Annotated in this window: 18 protein-coding genes; 11 read left to right on the top strand and 7 right to left on the bottom strand. The window is 65.0% G+C overall.

The genetic code is table 11. The features are described 5' to 3' along the window. The first annotated feature begins 26 nt into the window (after positions 1 to 26). From fdx to ACMDW7_RS10055, 5 genes are all read left to right on the top strand, one after another. Positions 27 to 365, top strand: coding sequence for an ISC system 2Fe-2S type ferredoxin (fdx, locus tag ACMDW7_RS10075; RefSeq protein ID WP_054125274.1), 339 nt, complete (start codon positions 27 to 29; stop codon positions 363 to 365). A gap of 131 nt (positions 366 to 496) precedes the next feature. Then, entirely contained in the window at positions 497 to 688 is a 192-nt protein-coding gene (iscX, locus tag ACMDW7_RS10070) for a Fe-S cluster assembly protein IscX (protein ID WP_377300969.1), read from the top strand. Beyond that, a complete protein-coding gene (gene nadC, locus ACMDW7_RS10065) occupies positions 689 to 1,549 on the top strand; it encodes a carboxylating nicotinate-nucleotide diphosphorylase (protein ID WP_377300971.1) in 861 nt (286 codons plus the stop codon). After that, positions 1,546 to 2,682, top strand: coding sequence for a quinolinate synthase NadA (gene nadA / locus ACMDW7_RS10060; RefSeq protein ID WP_377300973.1), 1,137 nt, complete (start codon positions 1,546 to 1,548; stop codon positions 2,680 to 2,682). Before nadC ends, nadA begins: the two co-directional genes overlap by 4 nt. A gap of 62 nt (positions 2,683 to 2,744) precedes the next feature. Next, entirely contained in the window at positions 2,745 to 3,056 is a 312-nt protein-coding gene (locus tag ACMDW7_RS10055) for a hypothetical protein (protein ID WP_377300975.1), read from the top strand. Here the strand turns inward: ACMDW7_RS10055 and nadB are convergent. Next, on the bottom strand, positions 3,053 to 4,669 hold the full coding sequence (nadB, locus tag ACMDW7_RS10050) for an L-aspartate oxidase (protein WP_377300977.1): 1,617 nt from the start codon (positions 4,667 to 4,669) through the stop codon (positions 3,053 to 3,055). The genes ACMDW7_RS10055 and nadB overlap by 4 nt on opposite strands. Before the next feature lie 177 nt (positions 4,670 to 4,846). Between nadB and ACMDW7_RS10045 the strand changes: the two genes are divergently transcribed. Genes ACMDW7_RS10045 through ACMDW7_RS10035 form a run of 3 tightly spaced genes read left to right on the top strand, consistent with a single transcriptional unit; the run spans position 4,847 to position 6,570 of the window. Beyond that, positions 4,847 to 5,308, top strand: a complete 462-nt coding sequence (locus ACMDW7_RS10045) for a YiaA/YiaB family inner membrane protein (protein ID WP_377300979.1) — start codon at positions 4,847 to 4,849, stop codon at positions 5,306 to 5,308. A 9-nt stretch (positions 5,309 to 5,317) separates the two neighbouring features. Then, entirely contained in the window at positions 5,318 to 5,764 is a 447-nt protein-coding gene (locus ACMDW7_RS10040) for a hypothetical protein (protein WP_377300981.1), read from the top strand. Positions 5,765 to 5,775: 11 nt separating this feature from the next. Continuing rightward, on the top strand, positions 5,776 to 6,570 hold the full coding sequence (locus ACMDW7_RS10035) for a DUF2145 domain-containing protein (protein WP_414859542.1): 795 nt from the start codon (positions 5,776 to 5,778) through the stop codon (positions 6,568 to 6,570). A 7-nt stretch (positions 6,571 to 6,577) separates the two neighbouring features. On the opposite strand, the gene ACMDW7_RS10030 is transcribed toward ACMDW7_RS10035, so the two are convergent. From ACMDW7_RS10030 to ACMDW7_RS10005, 6 genes are all read right to left on the bottom strand, one after another. After that, complete coding sequence (locus ACMDW7_RS10030; protein WP_377300985.1) at positions 6,578 to 7,528, bottom strand: sodium-dependent bicarbonate transport family permease; 951 nt, start codon at positions 7,526 to 7,528, stop codon at positions 6,578 to 6,580. 184 nt (positions 7,529 to 7,712) lie between these two features. Continuing rightward, positions 7,713 to 9,263 (bottom strand): lysine--tRNA ligase, encoded by a 1,551-nt coding sequence (gene lysS, locus ACMDW7_RS10025; protein WP_377300986.1) that lies wholly within the window; start codon positions 9,261 to 9,263, stop codon positions 7,713 to 7,715. A 99-nt stretch (positions 9,264 to 9,362) separates the two neighbouring features. Beyond that, a complete protein-coding gene (locus ACMDW7_RS10020; protein ID WP_377300988.1) occupies positions 9,363 to 9,800 on the bottom strand; it encodes a hypothetical protein in 438 nt (145 codons plus the stop codon). Next, positions 9,800 to 10,904, bottom strand: a protein-coding gene (prfB, locus tag ACMDW7_RS10015) for a peptide chain release factor 2 (protein ID WP_377300990.1) whose coding sequence is annotated in 2 segments (ribosomal slippage) — positions 9,800 to 10,822 and positions 10,824 to 10,904 — 1,104 coding nt in all. Because the reading frame shifts where the segments join, the coding sequence is not laid out codon by codon here. The genes ACMDW7_RS10020 and prfB overlap by 1 nt, the downstream gene beginning before the upstream one ends. Before the next feature lie 90 nt (positions 10,905 to 10,994). Then, a complete protein-coding gene (recJ, locus tag ACMDW7_RS10010; RefSeq protein WP_377300992.1) occupies positions 10,995 to 12,722 on the bottom strand; it encodes a single-stranded-DNA-specific exonuclease RecJ in 1,728 nt (575 codons plus the stop codon). After that, the gene (locus ACMDW7_RS10005) at positions 12,719 to 13,672 is read right to left on the bottom strand and encodes a hypothetical protein (RefSeq protein WP_377300993.1); all 954 of its coding nucleotides are present in this window, start codon (positions 13,670 to 13,672) and stop codon (positions 12,719 to 12,721) included. Before ACMDW7_RS10005 ends, recJ begins: the two co-directional genes overlap by 4 nt. Before the next feature lie 364 nt (positions 13,673 to 14,036). On the opposite strand from ACMDW7_RS10005, the gene ACMDW7_RS10000 reads away from it, so the two are divergent. The 3 genes from ACMDW7_RS10000 (at position 14,037) to ACMDW7_RS09990 (ending at position 17,796) form a co-directional block, all read left to right on the top strand. Next, positions 14,037 to 15,752: a S8 family peptidase gene (locus tag ACMDW7_RS10000; protein WP_377300995.1), complete on the top strand. Its 1,716-nt coding sequence runs from the start codon at positions 14,037 to 14,039 to the stop codon at positions 15,750 to 15,752. A 108-nt stretch (positions 15,753 to 15,860) separates the two neighbouring features. Further along, complete coding sequence (locus tag ACMDW7_RS09995) at positions 15,861 to 17,123, top strand: lipoprotein-releasing ABC transporter permease subunit (protein WP_377300997.1); 1,263 nt, start codon at positions 15,861 to 15,863, stop codon at positions 17,121 to 17,123. Then, positions 17,116 to 17,796: an ABC transporter ATP-binding protein gene (locus tag ACMDW7_RS09990; protein ID WP_377300999.1), complete on the top strand. Its 681-nt coding sequence runs from the start codon at positions 17,116 to 17,118 to the stop codon at positions 17,794 to 17,796. The genes ACMDW7_RS09995 and ACMDW7_RS09990 overlap by 8 nt, the downstream gene beginning before the upstream one ends. Positions 17,797 to 17,808 lie beyond the last annotated feature (12 nt).

Raw genomic sequence — 17,808 nt, 5'->3', positions numbered from 1 at the left:
CGCGTGGCTCGTACACCTGCATCCCCATGACCACCATCACCATCCTGCCGCATCCCGAATACGCACCCGAGGGCAAGACCATCGAGGCGCAGCGCGGCCTGTCGATCTGCAAGAACCTGCTCGCCGCCGGCGTCGAGATCGAGCACGCCTGCGAGATGGTCTGTGCCTGCACCACCTGCCACATCATCGTGCGCAAGGGTTTCGACTCGCTCAATGAGCCCACCGATATGGAAGAGGACATGCTCGACAAGGCCTGGGGCCTGTCGGCACAGTCGCGCTTGTCGTGCCAGGCGAAGGTGGGCGCTGAAGACCTGACCATCGAGATTCCCAAGTACACGATCAACCACGCCAAAGAAGGGCACTAGGGTGCGGCGCTGCGGCGTCATATCAAAAGTGCTTTCCGCAGTATCCATGCGGGTTTCCAGCCAAAATGCCCTGAAGAACCGCATGGATACTGCGAGACCGGTTTCCGGTTCTTCTGTTTCGGAGAGCTTGCATGAAGTGGACCGACATCCAGGACATCGCGATTGCGCTGACTGAGGCGCATCCGGACATTGACCCCAAGACCATCCGCTTCACGGACCTGCACAGGTGGGTCATGGCGCTGCCCGGCTTTGACGATGACGCCAACCGCTCCGGCGAGAAGATTCTCGAGGCCATCCAGCAGGCCTGGATCGACGAGGTTTGAATGAGTCGCTTCCAGCTTCCTCCCGCCGAATCGATCGCCGCTGATGTGGCTCGCGCGCTGGCCGAGGACGTCGGCGCAGGCGACCTCACTGCCGGCCTCGTTCCAGCCACGGCCCGCGCCCGCGCCACCGTGATCAGCCGCGAGGCGGCGATCCTCTGTGGACGCCCCTGGTTCGATGCCGTCATGCGCGCCGTGGACCCGCAGCTGCTGCCCCAGTGGCAGGTCGAGGAGGGCGCGCTCATGCAGCCCAACCAGACGATCGTCACGATCGAAGGCGCGGCGCGCAGCCTGCTCACGGCCGAACGCACCGCGCTGAACTTCCTGCAGCTGCTGTCCGGCACGGCCACCGCCACTTCGGCCTACGTGCAGGCTGTGGCGGGTACGCAGTGCAAGATTGTGGACTCGCGCAAGACCCTGCCCGGTCTGCGGCTGGCGCAGAAGTACGCGGTGCGGGTGGGCGGCGGCACCAATCACCGCATCGGCCTGTACGACGGCATCCTGATCAAGGAAAACCACATTGCCACCGCAGGCGGTGTGACGGCTGCCATGCAAGCAGCCCAAGCTGCGATCGCCGCGGGCGCCCGTCCGGCGCTGCTGCAGATCGAGGTGGAAACACTCGACCAGCTGCGCGAGGCACTGGCCGCAGGCGCTCCGCTCATCATGCTGGACAACATGGACCCCGCGCGGATTCGTGACGCGGTCGCCATCAATGCAGGCCGCGCAGAGCTGGAAGTGTCCGGCAATGTGACGCTCGACACCGTGCGTGGCTATGCTGAACTGGGCGTGGATCGCATCAGCATCGGTTCGCTGACCAAGCATGTCCGTGCCACCGACTTTTCCATGCGCATGGTGCATCTATGAACACCGCAACCGAAGAACGCAAGGTCATCGACTTCGATCTGCCCAAGTTCGGCAAGATCAGCACCGCCCATGCCTGGGCAAGCGTGCCCAACGAGCCCAGCCAGGCCGAGCGCGCTGAATTGAAGGCCGCAATCGCCGCGGAGCTGAAGGCGCGCGATGCTGCGCTGGTGGCGCACTACTACGTTCACCCCGATCTGCAGGATCTTGCTGAGGAAACGGGCGGCATCGTCAGTGATTCACTCGAGATGGCGCGCTTCGGCCGCGACCATCCGGCCAAGACCCTGGTGGTGGCCGGCGTGCGCTTCATGGGCGAAACCGCCAAGATCCTCAGCCCGGACAAGCGCGTGCTGGTACCCGAGATGGAAGCCAACTGCTCGCTGGACCTGGGCTGCCCCATCGAGGACTTTGCCACCTTCTGTGACCAGCACCCGGACCGCACCGTGGTGGTCTATGCCAACACCAGCGCCGCCGTGAAGGCGCGTGCCGATTGGATGGTGACCTCATCGATCGCGCTGCCGATCGTGCGGCACCTGAAAGAGCAGGGCAAGAAGATCCTCTGGGCGCCAGACCGGCACCTGGGCGGCTACATCGCCGAGCAGACGGGCGCAGACATGCTCATGTGGCAGGGCAGCTGCATCGTGCACGACGAGTTCAAGGGCTTCGAGCTGGCCGAACTCAAGAAGCAGCACCCGAGGGCCAAGGTGCTGGTGCACCCGGAATCCCCGCGCGAGGTGGTGGCCATGGCCGATGTGGTCGGCTCCACCAGCCAGATCCTCAAGGGCGCGCGCGAGCTGGACGCCACGGAGTTCATCGTCGCCACCGACAACGGCATGATGCACAAGCTGCGCGCCCAGAACCCCGGCAAGGTCTTCATCGAGGCCCCCACCAGCGGCAAGAGTGCCACCTGCAAGAGCTGCGCCCACTGCCCCTGGATGGCCATGAACGGCCTGCGCAACACACTGGCTGTGCTTAAGAGCGGCACCAACGAGATCCACATCGACCCCGCCATCGCCACCCGTGCCAAGCTACCGATTGATCGGATGCTGGACTTTGCGGTGAAGGCGGGGATCACTGCGTCACGTGGTGCGGCAGCGGTGTCATCAGCGCAGACGGGCGGGATTGGGCCGGCGTGAAGACTGATCAAGCTACATCTGACCCTAGCAGCGCCAGCCCTTCTGGGGTTCGGCTCGCATGCATGTTGCTGGTCTGGATCGTTACGTTGATTCTGATCGTCGCTGGTTCTCTGATCGACATCGAGCACATCAAGGCGGCGAAGGGTCTACACATCCTCGGCTTGCTCTGGGGTGCTCAATATCTTGGCAAGCGTTGCCTTCAAGCCCCTGCGTACATTTGGCCGCGCATGAATAGCATCCCCGCGTTGATGGTGTCGGCAGATACCGAAGAGCCTTTGCGCTCCATCGGCGACATTGCGGGTGGCGTCATCTTCCTGGTTAGTGCCATCGGGATCATCAAGCTCGACGCACTAATCGCGAGCTGGTTCGTCTAGCGCGGCACCGCAATCGTCGGCAACGCCTTCGGCGCCGTCCCCGGATAGTCCACGCTGAAGTGCAGGCCGCGGCTCTCGCGGCGTTCCAGGGCGCAGCGCACGATGAGTTCTGCGCAGTCCACCAGGTTGCGCAGTTCCAGCAGGTCGCGGGTCACGCGGAAGCTGCCGTAGAACTCGTCGATCTCCTGGCGCAGCAGGGCAATGCGGTGGGCCGCGCGCTCCAGGCGTTTGGTGGTGCGCACGATGCCCACGTAGTTCCACATGAAGCGGCGCAGCTCGTCCCAGTTGTTGGTGATGACGACTTCCTCGTCGGCATCGGTCACGCGGCTTTCGTCCCAATCAGGCACCGCAGCGGCGTCGCTGCGCTCGCGGCCCAGAATGTCTTCTGCAGCCGAACGACCAAACACCACGCATTCCAGCAGCGAGTTCGATGCCAGCCGGTTGGCGCCATGCAGGCCGGTGTAGGCGCACTCGCCGATGGAATACAGATTCGTGATGTCGGTGCGGCCGGCCAGATCCGTGACCACGCCGCCGCAGGTGTAGTGCGCGGCGGGCACCACCGGGATGGGCTGGGTGGTCATGTCGATGCCGAAGCTCAGCAGCTTGGCATGGATGGTGGGGAAGTGCGCCTTGATGAAGTCTGCGCCCTTGTGCGTGATGTCCAGGTGCACATAGTCCAGGCCGCGCTTCTTGATCTCGTAGTCGATGGCGCGGGCGACGATGTCGCGCGGTGCCAGTTCGGCACGCTCGTCATGCTCGGGCATGAAGCGGTGGCCGTTCTGCCAGGGCTCGCCGTTCTTGGGTGGGATGCGCAGGATGCCGCCTTCACCGCGGACCGCCTCGGTGATCAGGAAACTCTTGGCCGCCGGGTGGAACAGGCAGGTCGGGTGGAACTGCATGAACTCCATGTTGGCCACGCGGCAGCCCGCACGCCAGGCCATGGCAATTCCGTCCCCGGTGGATGAATCCGGGTTGGTGGTGAACAGGTACACCTTGCCCGCACCACCTGTGGCCAGCACCGTCTGCGAGGCGCGCAAGGCGCTCACCTCACCCGTCTTGATGTTCAGCGCATAGGCGCCGTGGCAGCTGCGCGCCTCGGCGCGGCTGAGGTTGCCGCGCAGGCGGCCCACGTGCTTGCCGGTAATGAGGTCCACAGCGATGTGGTGTTCCAGCACCGTGATGTTGGGGTGCTGGGCGGCCAGCTCGGTCAGGCGCTTCTGGATGGCGTGGCCCGTGGCATCGGCCGCGTGCACGATGCGGCGGTAGCTGTGGCCGCCCTCGCGGGTGAGGTGCAGCTCGTCGTTCTCGGTGGTGAATTCCACGCCCTGGTCCACCAGCCACTGGATGGCGCTCTGGCCGTTGTCCACCACGAAGCGCACGGCGTCGCGGTCGCTCAATTGCGCGCCAGCCACCATGGTGTCCTCAAAGTGACTGTCGGTGGAGTCTTCTTCGCTCATCACGGCGGCAATGCCGCCCTGGGCCCAGTCACTTGAACCGCTGACGAGCTCGCGCTTTGAGAGCACGGCCACCTTGCGCTTGGCGGCCAAGGTGAGGGCGGTGGTCAGGCCAGCCAGGCCGCTGCCAATGATGAGAACGTCAAAAGTGCGCTGCAAGGCGTCGCTCCGGAGCTGCTTCTTCGGGAGGCTCATTCTATGGCGGCCGGTATCACGCCCTGCACCGGTCTGTCGCGCTGCGCGGCACTGTCACAGCGTGACATTGCCGCATGGGGAGGCGCCGCACACACTGCGTCCATCTTCAACAGCCCAGTTCGGGCGAAAGGCAGACGCTCCATGAGCAACTCCAACGTGATCACCATCGTGCGCCGCGACACCAAGGCCTGGCGCGCCCAGGTCTGGATCTCGTTCTTCCTCGCGGTGGTGCTGTGCGGCACCGGCCTGGCCTACCTGCCGGGGGCCGACATCGACCGTGCGTTCATGATCATGGGCTATGTGTTCTGCCTGGCCGCAGCCTTCTCGCTGGCTAAGTTCATCCGCGACAACGAGAACAAGAAGAGCGACACCCCGATGTGGTCGATGGTGGCTTGGGGTGGCTTTGCTGCTGCGATGGCGCTCACCGGCTGGGGCCTCGCCAACATGAGCATCAACCCGACCTACAAGGCCTTTCTGGGCGTGAGCTGGCTGTTCCTGATCTCGAACGCCTTCACGCTGGCCAAGACCCTGCGCGATGCACACGAAGCCGAAATCCAGCAAGCGCGTCTGGACGGCATGCGTCAGCGCGCTGAGTCCCAGTAACGCAAGACCATGTCAGAAGGAGTCCAGATCATGGGTGTGATGTACCAATTCAAGCGGGCAGGTGCGGTGCTTGCCATCAGCGCGGTCTTATCCCTACAGAGCGTCCAGGCGCAGAGCGATCTGTCCGATGCGAGCGCGTTGTCCCTGTTGCCTGTGGCGGTGAGTGTGGCGGCGCCGGTCATGATCCTTGCTGGCGGTGTGGCGCTCACCGTGGTGTCGGTCCAGGCCTCGGCGGCGGGCACGGTCATCGTGCTGGAGCGCGCATCGGATGGTGCGAGGGCGACGCTGCGCTTCTCCGGCCGGGTACTCGAAGGATCCGCGGTGGCCGTTGGCAGTGCAATCATGGTGACGGCGCTCTCCACGGGCTATGTGCTCTCCACTGCGAGCGAGGCGATCGCCTTCGTGCCCAACGAGATCGGCCGGGCGCTGCTCTACAACGAGCGCATCACTTACTGAACGGGGGTTGCATGCTGAGTCGAATGCTCACGGCTGCCGCCCTGTGCGGCAGCCTGCTGGCCGCGCTGCCCGGTGCTGCGTACGCTGGCCGTACCTGCGAGACCAAGCCCAAGAGTGTGCATGCCATGCGCGAGGGCATGAATCTGGCCGAGCGCACTGCCCAGGCGCTCGATGCCACAGGCGCCAACGTGGTGGTGATCGCCCGCAGTGGGCAGGATCTGCGCAAATGGGGGCTACGTTGGTCGCACATCGGCTTGGCCTATCGCAGTGCGCCGGGCCAGCCCTGGCGGGTGGCGCACAAGCTCAATCAATGCGGCACAGACCACGCGGCCTTGTACCGGCAGGGCCTGGGCGAGTTCTTCCTGGATGACCCGTTTGAATACCGCGCTGGCTATGCGGTGTTGCGGCCTGATGTACAGGCCGCGCTGCTGCCGGTACTGCAGGACAACGGCCGTCTGCAGCGTGTGAACGAGCGCCGCTACAACATGCTGGCCTACCCCTGGGCCACGCGCTACCAGCAGAGCAATCAGTGGGCGATCGAAACCCTCGCCTGGGCGGTGACGCCGACTGCGGACTCGCGGCAGCGCGCACAGGGCTGGCTCATGGCGCAGGGCTACGAGCCCACAACGCTCCGCATCGACGCATTGACGCGCCTGGGTGGGCGGGTGACTCGGGCGAACATTGCCTTTGATGATCACCCGAATGCCAAGCGCTTCTCTGACCGCATCGAGACGGTCACGGCGGATTCGGTCTTTGACTGGCTGGCGCGCAGCGGCCTCGGCCAGCCGATGCAAGAGCTGCGTTGACGAGCGTTCAGCCGGCCAGCAGCTTGGCCATCTGGTGATACAGCGGTACGCCCACCACGATGTTGAAGGGGAAGGTCAGCCCCAGCGCGGCGCCAATGCCCAGCGCCGGGTTGGCCTGAGGCACCGCGACCTGCATGGCGGTAGGGGCGGCGATGTAGCTGGCGCTGGCAGCCAGCGTCCCCAGCACCGTCATGCCGCCGATGGACAAGCCCAGCAGCGAGCCGGTGAACACGCCGATGGCGCCGAACATCACCGGCGCCACGATGCCAAAGCCGATGAGCCGCGCGCCGTAGGGCAGCACGTCCTTCAGGCGCGCGGCAGCCTGCATGCCCAGTGCGATCAGGAACAGGCCGAGAATGCCCTTGAAGAGGTCGTTGTAGAGCAGGAAGAAGGGCTTGAGTCGGTCCGGGCCGGCGATGGCGCCGATCGTCAGGCCGCCGAGCAGCAGCAGCACGCCCTTGTTCAGGAAGACCTCGTGCATCACCTGCCCCCAGCTCTGGTCTGCGGTGGGGTGCGGGCCGGGGCCGCGGTCGGCCAGCCGCGCCAGCAGCACACCGACGATGATGCCTGGCGCTTCCATGAGCGCCACGAACATCGGCGTATAGGCCTCCACGGCAATCTGGCGTGCCGCAAGGTAGTCGATGCAGACGGCGTAGGTCACGACGCTGACCGAGCCGTAGTGGGCGCACAGGCTGGCGGCGTCCAGTTTCTCGAAGCGAAGCGTGCGCAGCACGGCGTAAGCGATCAGCGCGATGCTCGCACCCAGCACGATGACGGCAATCACCTTGGCTGCGAGGCCCGGTACCTGCGCGCTGTGCAGCGTCACGCCGCCCTTCAGGCCGATCGCCAGCAGCAGGTAGATCGAGATCGAATCCGTCAGCGCCTCGGGGAGCTTGAGATCACTCTTGGCGAACTGGGCAAACATGCCCAGCAGGAAGAACAGCACGATCGGGTCCACGGTCTGTACCTTTCCCGGGGTGTGTGCCCCGATCGCTATGTCATTCTATGGCCGAAAATGCACTAAACAAATCGGGTCGACATCCAGTTTCCGCTTTTTTGGTGCGGGTCTCAGCACGCTTGCAGGGTCTTCAAAGCGAGGCCGATTTTGATCCATTGCTGTTGGTGTGAGCCTGAGGGCGCGCTCAGTCTTCCTTCTTGAGCGCCGGGAACAGAATCACGTCACGGATGCTGGGCTGATCGGTCAGGAGCATCACGAGGCGATCAATGCCGATGCCGCAGCCGCCTGTGGGTGGCATGCCGTATTCCAGCGCGCGGACGTAGTCGTGGTCGAAGAACATGGCTTCGTCGTCACCGGCATCCTTGGCAGCAACCTGCTGGTGGAAGCGTGCGGCCTGATCTTCCGGGTCATTCAGCTCGGAAAAGCCGTTGGCGTGCTCGCGGCCGACGATAAAGAGCTCGAAGCGCTCGGTGATGCCTTCGCGGGTGTCCGACGCGCGGGCCAGGGGCGAGACTTCCACGGGGTAGTCGATGATGTAAGTCGGGTTCCACAGGCGGCTCTCGGCCACTTCTTCAAACAGCGCGAGCTGCAGCGCACCGACCGCGGCGTTCTTGAGCTGCGGGCCGTCCACGTGGGCGCCGAGCTTCTTCAGTTCGGCGCGCAGGAAGGCGGCGTCGGCCAGTTGCTCGGTCGTGTAGACGTGGCCGCCTTCAGGGCCGTACTTCTGGATCGCCTCGACGATGGTCAGGCGGTCGAAGCGCTTGCCCAGATCGACGTCCTTGCCCTGGTAGCTGAGCAGCGTGGTGCCGCGCGCAGCGAGTGCCGCCTCGCGGATCACGTTCTCGGTGTAGTCCATCAGCCAGTGGTAGTCGGTGTAGGCCGCGTAAAACTCCATCATCGTGAACTCGGGGTTGTGCCGCGGACTCACGCCTTCGTTGCGAAAGTTGCGGTTCACCTCGAAGACACGCTCAAAGCCGCCGACGATCAGGCGCTTCAGATACAGCTCGGGCGCGATGCGCAGGTACATGGCCTGATCGAGCGCGTTGTGGTGCGTGATGAAGGGCTTGGCAGCCGCGCCGCCGGGGATGGGCTGCATCATCGGCGTCTCGACTTCCAGGAAGCCGTTGGCCGTCATGAAGCTGCGGATGGCGTTCATGATCTTGCTGCGCGCGATGAAGGTCGTACGCGTCTCGTCGTTGACGATCAGGTCCACATAGCGCTGGCGGTACCGGGCCTCGGTGTCGGACAGACCGTGGAACTTGTCCGGCAGGGGGCGCAGGCTCTTGGACAGCAGGCGCACCTGAGTGCAGTTGATCGAGAGCTCACCGGTCTTGGTGCGCATCAGCGTGCCGCGCGCGGCCACGATGTCGCCCAGATCGAAGTGCTTGAAGGCCTCATAGGCCGCGTCACCCACGCCGGCGATGTTCACGAAGTACTGGATGGTGCCCGTGCCATCCTTGATGGTGGCAAAGCTGGCCTTGCCCATGACGCGCTTGAGCATCATGCGGCCCGAGACGCTGACTTCCACCGGTGTGCCGGCTTCCATCTGCTCGCGGGTGACGTCCTTGTACCTGGCCTGCAGGTCGGCTGCGCGGTCAGCGGGCACGAAGTCGTTCGGGAAGGCCACGCCCTGGCTGCGCAAGGTGGCCAGCTTGGCACGGCGTTCGGCCATCAGCTGGTTTTCATCGGCGGCGGGCGTGCTGGTGGATTCGTTTCTTTGTGCTTCGGTGTTCATGGACGGCAGTCGTAGGGGTCGAGCGATCAATGGGCCCGAAGTCGATGGCTCTCGGGCCGGTCCCGGGGCAAGAGGATGCGTCGGGCGCGGGAAGTGCGCCTAGCGCGGCTGCTGAAGGTGTTTGAGCAGTTCCTGGCGCACGAAGGTATCCGGCGCGCCGGTCCAGCCGCCGCGGCCACCGACGGTGAGGTACACGAAGATGCGGCCATCTGCACGGCTGTAGAAAACCTGTGCGCTATTGGCGTCGCAACGCGGGCGGCCGCAGGTGGCCGTGCGCACGAACTGGCTGCTGTTGCTCAGCGTGACGACGCTGCTGGGCGGCAAGCCGGCGTCCTTCATGGGCCATGCTGCGCGGCCCACCGGCGTGCGCTGCACGGCCGCGCGGTAGGCGCTGCCGAAGTCATCGCGCGCAAGCAGCTCGGCAAAGCTGCGGCCGACGAAAGGGTCTTCCAGTGCCTGGGCCTGGGCAGAAGGCGTAGTCGCCGCAATCAGCCAGAGCAGGGCGGTCAGCGCGGCAGCGCGGAGAACGGCGTTCATCAGATGCCTTCCTTCAGACTGGCACTGATGAAGGCGTCGAGGTCGCCATCCAGCACCTTCTGCGTGTTGGAGATTTCCACGTTGGTCCGCAGATCCTTGATGCGGCTCTGGTCCAGCACGTAGCTGCGGATCTGGTGCCCCCAGCCCACGTCGGTCTTGCTGTCCTCGAGCTTTTGCTGCTCGGCCAGCTTCTTGCGCATCTCGTGCTCATAGAGCCGGCTCTTGAGCATCTGCCAGGCTTCGTCGCGGTTGCGGTGCTGCGAGCGATCGTTCTGGCACTGCACGACGATACCGGTGGGGATGTGGGTGAGTCGGACGGCGGAGTCCGTTTTGTTGATGTGCTGGCCGCCCGCACCGCTGGCGCGGAAGGTGTCGGTACGCACATCGGCCGGGTTGATCTCGATCTCGATCGAGTCATCCACCTCCGGATAGACGAACAGCGACGCGAAGCTCGTGTGCCGGCCACCCGATGAGTCGAAAGGGCTCTTGCGCACGAGGCGATGCACGCCGGTCTCCGAGCGCAGAAAGCCGAAGGCGTATTCGCCCTCCACCTTGATGGAGGCGGAGCGGATACCGGCAACATCGCCCGGAGTTTCCTCGAGCACCTCGGCCTTGAAGCCCTTGCGCTCGCAGTACTTCAGGTACTGGCGCAGCAACATGCTGGCCCAGTCGCAGGCCTCGGTGCCGCCAGCGCCGGCCTGGATGTCGATGAAGCAGTTGCTCGGGTCCATCGGGTTGCTGAACATCCGACGGAATTCGAGGTCTTCGACGATGGCGGCGGACTTGGCCACGTCCTGCTCGATGGCTTCGAGCGTGGGATCGTCGTTCTCTTCGGCGGATAGGTCGAACAGGTCGCGCGCGTCTCGCAGCTGGGTTTCCAGCGCGGCGACAGGGAAGACCACCCCTTCAAGCGAGCGCTTTTCCTTGCCCAGTTCCTGGGCACGCTTGGGGTCGTTCCAGATGTTTGGGTCTTCGAGAACGGAATTGACTTCGGTCAGGCGGCTTTGCTTGTGGTCGAAGTCAAAGATACCTCCGTAGATCAGCGGTTCGCGCAGCGAGGTCCGCGATCCGGTTCGACAGGGCATTGATGCGTTCGGCTTCCACGATGTTCTTCTGTCTGGGAGAGGAAACCCTGAAGTTTACCTGCGCCGGCGCCGCTTGCTGCGCCGCAGCGCTCGGGCCGAAGCGAGGCTGTCAAGCCGGTTCGGCGTGCTCGATCTGCAGCTGCAGGCGGCTGGCGCCCATGTAGCGGTCGTGCACCAGGCGAAAGGCAATCGTCGCGCGCGCGGGGAGGGTGTCGGCGTGGTTGAACCAGATCGCGTCAAACCCGGCATTGCCCTTGCGCAGCGCCAGCTTCAGATGCCGTTCCTTGAGCAGTCGCTGGTTGAGCACCTCAAAGGTGTCGCAGAACACCGGCGCGGCAAAGCCCTGACCCCAGACCTGGGCGTCAATCAGATCAGCCGTTTCCGGCTGCATCAGCGGCAGAGGCAGCGGCCCGTCGGTCTCCAGTCGGCGTGTGAGCGCGGCTTCGTCCAGCCACTCTCGGCACACGGCTTCGAAGGCCTCACCGAATACCTCCACATGCTCGTCCAGAATGGTCAGGCCCGCCGCCATCGCGTGGCCGCCAAACTTTCGGATCACGCCGGGCAGGCGCTTGGAGACGAGATCCAGCGCGTCGCGCAGATGCAGGCCGGGGATGGACCGACCGGAGCCGCGCAACTCCATGGCACCCTGAGCAGGCGCATCGGATGCAGGGGCAAAGGCAATCGTCGGCCGCCAAAAGCGCTCCTTGATGCGGCCGGCGACGATGCCGACCACGCCCTGGTGCCATGCAGCGTCATACAGCACGATGCCAGCGCGATCGGCCAGGCCATCCTGTTCGATGAACAGACGCGCCACGTCCTGCATCTCGGCTTCGATGTCGCGGCGCTCGCGATTGATTGAGTCCAGCTGCTGGGCCAGCCCGAATGCCGCCGCATCATCATCGGCGAGCAGACAGGCGATCCCCAGGCTCATGTCCGCCAGCCGACCCGCGGCGTTGATGCGCGGCCCGAGCGCAAAGCCGAGATCGAAGGTGTTTGCCGTGGCGGCACTGCGACCCGCCACCTTGAACAGCGCAGCCACGCCCGCTTGCATCTGGCCGCTGCGCATGCGGGCCAGCCCCTGCGCCACGAGGCGGCGGTTGTTGGCGTCCAGGCGCACCACATCCGCCACCGTGCCCAGCGCCACCAGGTCCAGCAGCTTGTCCAGCCGGGGCTGCGTCGATTCATTGAAGCGACCACGGCTGCGCAACTCAGCCCGAGCGGCCAGGAGCACATAGAACATGACGCCGACACCGGCGAGATGCTTGCTCGGAAAGCCGCAGCCGGGCTGGTTGGGGTTCACGATGCAGGCGGCCGCAGGCAGGGCAGGGCCGGGTAGATGGTGGTCCGTGACCAGCACGCGGATGCCGCGAGCATTGGCGGCGTCGACGCCATCCACGCTGGCGATCCCGTTGTCCACCGTGATGATCCAGTCGGGTTTGCCTAGCCGCGGATGCTGTTCCACCAGCTTCACGACGTCGGGCGACAAGCCGTAGCCGGTCTCGAAGCGGTTGGGCACGATGAAATCGACAATCCCGCCCAACATGCGCAAGCCGCGTACGGCCACAGCACACGCAGTCGCGCCGTCGCAGTCATAGTCAGCCACCACGCAAAGCTTTTCTCCGCGCTCGATGGCATCTGCCAGAAGGTGCGCGGCATCCTCGGCGTGGTCAAGCTGCGCGGGAGCCAGCAGGTGCTTGAGCAGGGCACTGGCCTCAGCAGCGTCGGTAAGGCCGCGGGCCGCGTAGAGGCGCGCCAACAGCGGATGCAGGCCCTGCTGTTCGAGCATGAGGCGGGCGCGTTCCGGTATGGGCCGGACACTGAGTTGGATGCGGCTCATTCGAACAGGTGTGCTGCCAGCTTGGCCGGGGCTGTGCGCTGACCCAACAGCTTTGCGAGACGCTTGAGGCCTGATGGCGCGGCCCGACGGCGCAGCCGCCGCGCGCCATCAGGCCCGGTGATGATGAGGGAGACCTGCCCCGCAGCCAGCGGACTGGCAAGTGCCTGTGCCAGTGAAGCGAGATCTTCACGCACGGCTGCGCTGAGGGAGGTCTCGCCGCTGAGCAGGGCATCGCGCACGGACTCCAGCCACAGCACGGTGTGGCCGGAGGCACTTGTGGCGGTGGTCTGAAGCGAGCTTGCAAGACGGCGTGCGCGGCGGCCGCTGGACTGAATCAATGTGGCCGACGTGCTGCCTGGATCGACGATCGCTCCGTGTGGTCGCCCGCTCAGCCAAAGGGCATTGATCGGCGCGACTCCTGCTCTGGCGCGCGCTTCGTTGACCGGATGCTCGTGCCAGACCATCTGGAGCAGATTGAAGAACTGCTTGGCGGCCACCGGTGTGCTGCTCATGGGTAGGACACCGCCCACGTTTCTGCCCAGCGCACCCAGGGGGCCGGGCGCGTGCAGGTCGAAGCCCGCGTCTACACACCAGATCCCGTCCGGCTCAACGCGTATGGCGACGCCATCCAGCGCATCAGAAGCCGCGCTCGCCAAGGCGGATGCTTCGGCCTGGGTTGGCGGGCTTGAGGCTTGCAACAGCACGTGATCGCGGCCAGCCATCCATTGGCAGGGGGTGGCCTCATAAGCACCGCTGATTCGGTGGGCCACAGCGCGCTCATCCGGCAGGTGCATGAGGCCTGCGATCACGCTGTAACCGGGGTCAACCCCCGGGGTGCTCTCGCAAGGAGACGGTTCCCAGTCCCCAGCCAGCAGGGGCGTCAGTTGCTCAGGCGGCATCCAGCCGCGCCAGCCATCGAGAAGGATTACGAGTTCGTGCTGCTCGGGCATGGGGCGCGATTCTAGGTTCTGGCGACCGATGACCCGCCCGGACAGGTCGTCTTTGTCAATCGTTCGAATCCGTGATGTTAAGTGAGCAACCGATCATTTCCTGCCCTAAAGGGAAGTGCCTAGTATCGGCGCCGCAGTCCGGGCTCGACCCGAGCCCAGGGGGATCAAGCGGACACCCCGATCCCGGGGTGCCGACCTGACTGCACAACCATCGAGACCTGAGGGGAGTGATATGCAGCAAAGACGTTCCAGCCGTCCAGTTTTGCGTAGTCTTTCTTTGGCCGTTGCTCTGGCGCTTGGCGCTGTGGCGGGCGCGCAGGCAGGCGGCAAGCCGCAAGGTGCAGACCGAAGCGCGGCACAGCCGGTGACTGACCGGATCATCGTGAAATACCGCGACGGTGCAATTGCACCGGTCACCGCGGCCAATGCTCGGCTTGCCGGCCCCAGTGCCGCGCAGGCACGGGTGATGTCAGATGCGGCCAATGAAGTCGGCCTGCGCATCAGCCATCTGCGCCGCAACGCGCTGCAGGCTCATGTCATGAAGCTTGAACGCTTCGCAACCAAGCCCGAGTTGGACCGGGTGCTGGCTCGCATCAAGGCTGACCCGAACGTCGAGTACGCGGAGCCGGACCGGATCATGCAGGTCATGTTCACGCCGAACGACACGCGCTACGGGGAGCAGTGGCACTACTTTGAGGCAACTGCAGGCATCAACCTGCCGGCCGCCTGGGACAAGGCGACCGGTGTCGGCATCAATGTGGCGGTCATCGATACCGGCTACCGAGCGCACCCAGACCTGGCCGCGAATATTGTCGGCGGCTACGACATGATCAACGACACTGCAGTCTCGGTGGATGGCAACGGTCGGGATGCAGACGCGACTGATCCGGGTGACTGGTACACGAACTCAGCCTGCGGTCCCGCCCCTGCACCACCATCGTCTGATTCCAGCTGGCATGGCACTCACGTGGCCGGCACGATCGCTGCAGTCACCAACAACGGGGTGGGCGTAGCAGGCGTTGCGTTCAACTCGAAGGTCGTGCCGATCCGTGCCCTGGGTCGCTGCGGCGGCTACACCTCCGACATCGCCGACGGCATCATCTGGGCCTCCGGCGGCGCAGTGGCCGGCTTGCCCGCCAACCCCAATCCGGCGCGGGTGCTGAATCTGTCGCTCGGTGGCGGCGGCGCATGCGATACGACTTCGCAAAACGCCATCAACTCGGCGCGCTCGCGCAATGCCGTTGTGGTGGTTGCCGCCGGGAACTCGAACGTCAACGCCTCCAACGCGTCTCCGGCCAATTGCCAGGGTGTGATCACGGTGGCTGCAGTCGGACGCAACGGCGGCAAAGCCAACTACTCAAACTTCGGTGCAGCGGTGGCTGTTGCCGCGCCGGGCGGCAACATGAGCACCGGTACGGCGAATGGTGTGCTGTCCACGCTGAATGCCGGCGCGCAGGGCCCGGGGGCTGACAACTACGAGTTCTATCAGGGCACCTCAATGGCCACACCGCACGTGGCTGGTGTGGTGGCGCTGATGCTCTCCAAGAACGCCAGCCTGACCCCGGATCAGGTCAAGACCATACTGCAGAACACCGCGCGGCCCTTCCCGGCCACATGTTCGCAGTGCGGCAGCGGCATCATTGATGCCAATGCTGCGGTCGACGCAGCCATGGGCAACGGTGGCGGTGGTGGCGGCGGTGGCGGTACCGGTCCGACCATCAACGAGACCACGGCGAGCAACAACACCCGCGGCACAGCGCAGGCCATCACCACGGCCAACACCACGGTGAACGGCAGCATCAGCAGCCGCACGGACACGGACTTCTACAGCGTGTCTCTGCCAGCCGGTGCAACGCTCACTGCCACGCTGACGCCGCCGTCCAATGCGGATTACGACATCCAGATCCAGAACAGCGCAGGCACCGTGATCGCCCGCAGCGAGCTGGGTACGGGTCAGGTCGACACCGCGTCGGTGCGCAACAGTGGCACAACGGCGACCACCGTGTTCGTCCGCGTCGTGTACTACAGCGGTGCAACGGGCACGACCAGCGGTCGCTACACGCTGAGGCTGGGCTGGTAAGTCACCCAGCGCTTGACTGCGTGAGCGGGGGCTGCCATTGAGGCAGCCCCCTTTTTCTTTGCGGGCAGGGCCCGAAGCGCTGCAACGGCCGATGGCATACTGCCCACCATGAGTTTCAAGCTCCCCTTCGAGTTGGCTGTGGGCCTGCGCTACACGCGTACCGGGCGCCGCGGTCCCAGGCGCAACCGCTTCATTTCCTTCATCTCGGCGCTGTCCACGATCGGCATTGCCCTGGGGGTGATGGCGCTGATCCTTGTCCTATCGGTCATGAGCGGCTTCCAGAAGGAAGTGCGCGACCGCATGCTGTCGGTCATCTCGCACATCGAGGTGAATGCAATGGACGGCTCCCTGCCAGACTGGAAGGGGGCGGGTGAGCTGGTGCGCAAGCACCCGCAGGTGCAGGGTGTGGCGCCATTCGTGAGTGGCCAGGTCATGGTGGTGCGCGGTGAAGCCTTGCGTGGTGCGATCCTGCGCGGCATTGATCCGCAGCTTGAGCCGACCGTGTCGGATCTGGCGCGCCATACCGCCAACGAAGCGCTGCAGACACTCAAGCCCGGTGAATTCAGTCTGCTGATCGGCCGCGAGCTCGCATATCAGCTGGACGTACGCGTGGGTGACCGCATCACGCTGCTTGCTCCGGAAGGCACCGTGACGCCGGCGGGCGTCGTACCGCGCCCCCGTGTGTTCACCGTGACCGGCCTGTTCGAGTCCGGTCACTTCGAATTCGACAGCGGCATGGTGTTCACGCACATCGAAGATGCCGCGCGACTTATGCGCGTGGATGGTGCAAGCGGCCTGCGCGTGCGAATCAACGACATGCAGCAGGCCCCTCGCGTGGCCACCGAGATCGCGCAGAGCCTGCCGCCCGCGCTGGCCGTGCGCGACTGGTCAAAAATGAATGCAGTGTGGTTTGCCGCGACCCAGATCGAGAAGCGCATGATGTTCATCATCCTGACGCTCATCGTTGCCGTGGCGGCGTTCAATCTGGTCTCCATGCTGGTGATGACGGTCACCGAGAAGCAGGGTGACATTGCCATCCTGCGCACGCTGGGCGCCACGCCCGCAGCGATCCAGCGCATCTTCATGATCCAGGGCGTCATCGTCGGTTTCATCGGCGTGGCCAGTGGTGTGCTGGTCGGAACCCTGCTCGCATACAACGTGGATCGCGTCATGGCCGCGATCGAGGGCGCATTCGGCTTTCAGGTGCTGCCCAAGGGCATCTACCTGATCAGCCGGTTGCCCTCGGATCCGCAAGCCGGAGAGATCGCGCTGATCGCGCTGGTGGCATTCGGTCTGGCCTGGCTGGCCACGCTGTATCCGAGCTGGCGCGCCGCCCGCGTCAACCCCGCGGAGGCGCTGCGCTATGAGTGACGTCGTGTTGCGCGTGCAGGGCATCACGCGCAGCTTTGTCGATGCGGACGCCCGCGTCGATGTGCTGCGCGGTGTGGATCTCGAACTGCGGCGCGGAGAGTGCGTTGCGCTCGTCGGAGCCAGCGGTTCCGGAAAGAGCACCCTGCTGCATATTCTGGGCGGTCTCGATCAACCCACCACTGGGACCGTGCAGGCAGCGGGCAGGGCATGGACCCAGATGAGCGAGAGCGAGCGCAGCGCGCATCGAAACCAGCAGCTCGGGTTTGTCTATCAGTTCCATCATTTGCTCGCGGAGTTCACCGCGCAGGAGAACGTGGCCATGCCCTTGTTCATCCGGCGTGTACCCGTCGGTCAGGCGCAGGCCCGGGCCGCTCAGGTACTGGACGCCGTCGGTCTTGCACACCGCCTCGGCCACTCGCCCGGCGAGCTGTCCGGCGGCGAACGGCAACGCGTCGCCGTGGCGCGAGCCCTGGTTACGCAGCCGGCATGCGTGCTGGCCGATGAGCCGACAGGCAATCTGGATCGTGAAAATGCCCGCGCGGTATTCGCCCTGCTGCGGCAATTGGCACGTGATCAAGGCACCAGCTTCCTGATCGCCACCCACGATATGGAGCTGGCTGCGCAGACGGATCGCGTGGTGCGCATGAACGCGGGTGTCGTGACTTCCGGCTGATCAGGCCTGCGC

The sequence above is a fragment of the Piscinibacterium candidicorallinum genome (assembly GCF_047549485.1).
Lineage (GTDB): Bacteria > Pseudomonadota > Gammaproteobacteria > Burkholderiales > Burkholderiaceae_C > Piscinibacterium > Piscinibacterium candidicorallinum.
The sequence above is the reverse complement of the archived record's forward strand: the minus strand, read 5'-3'. Positions and strand labels throughout refer to the sequence as shown.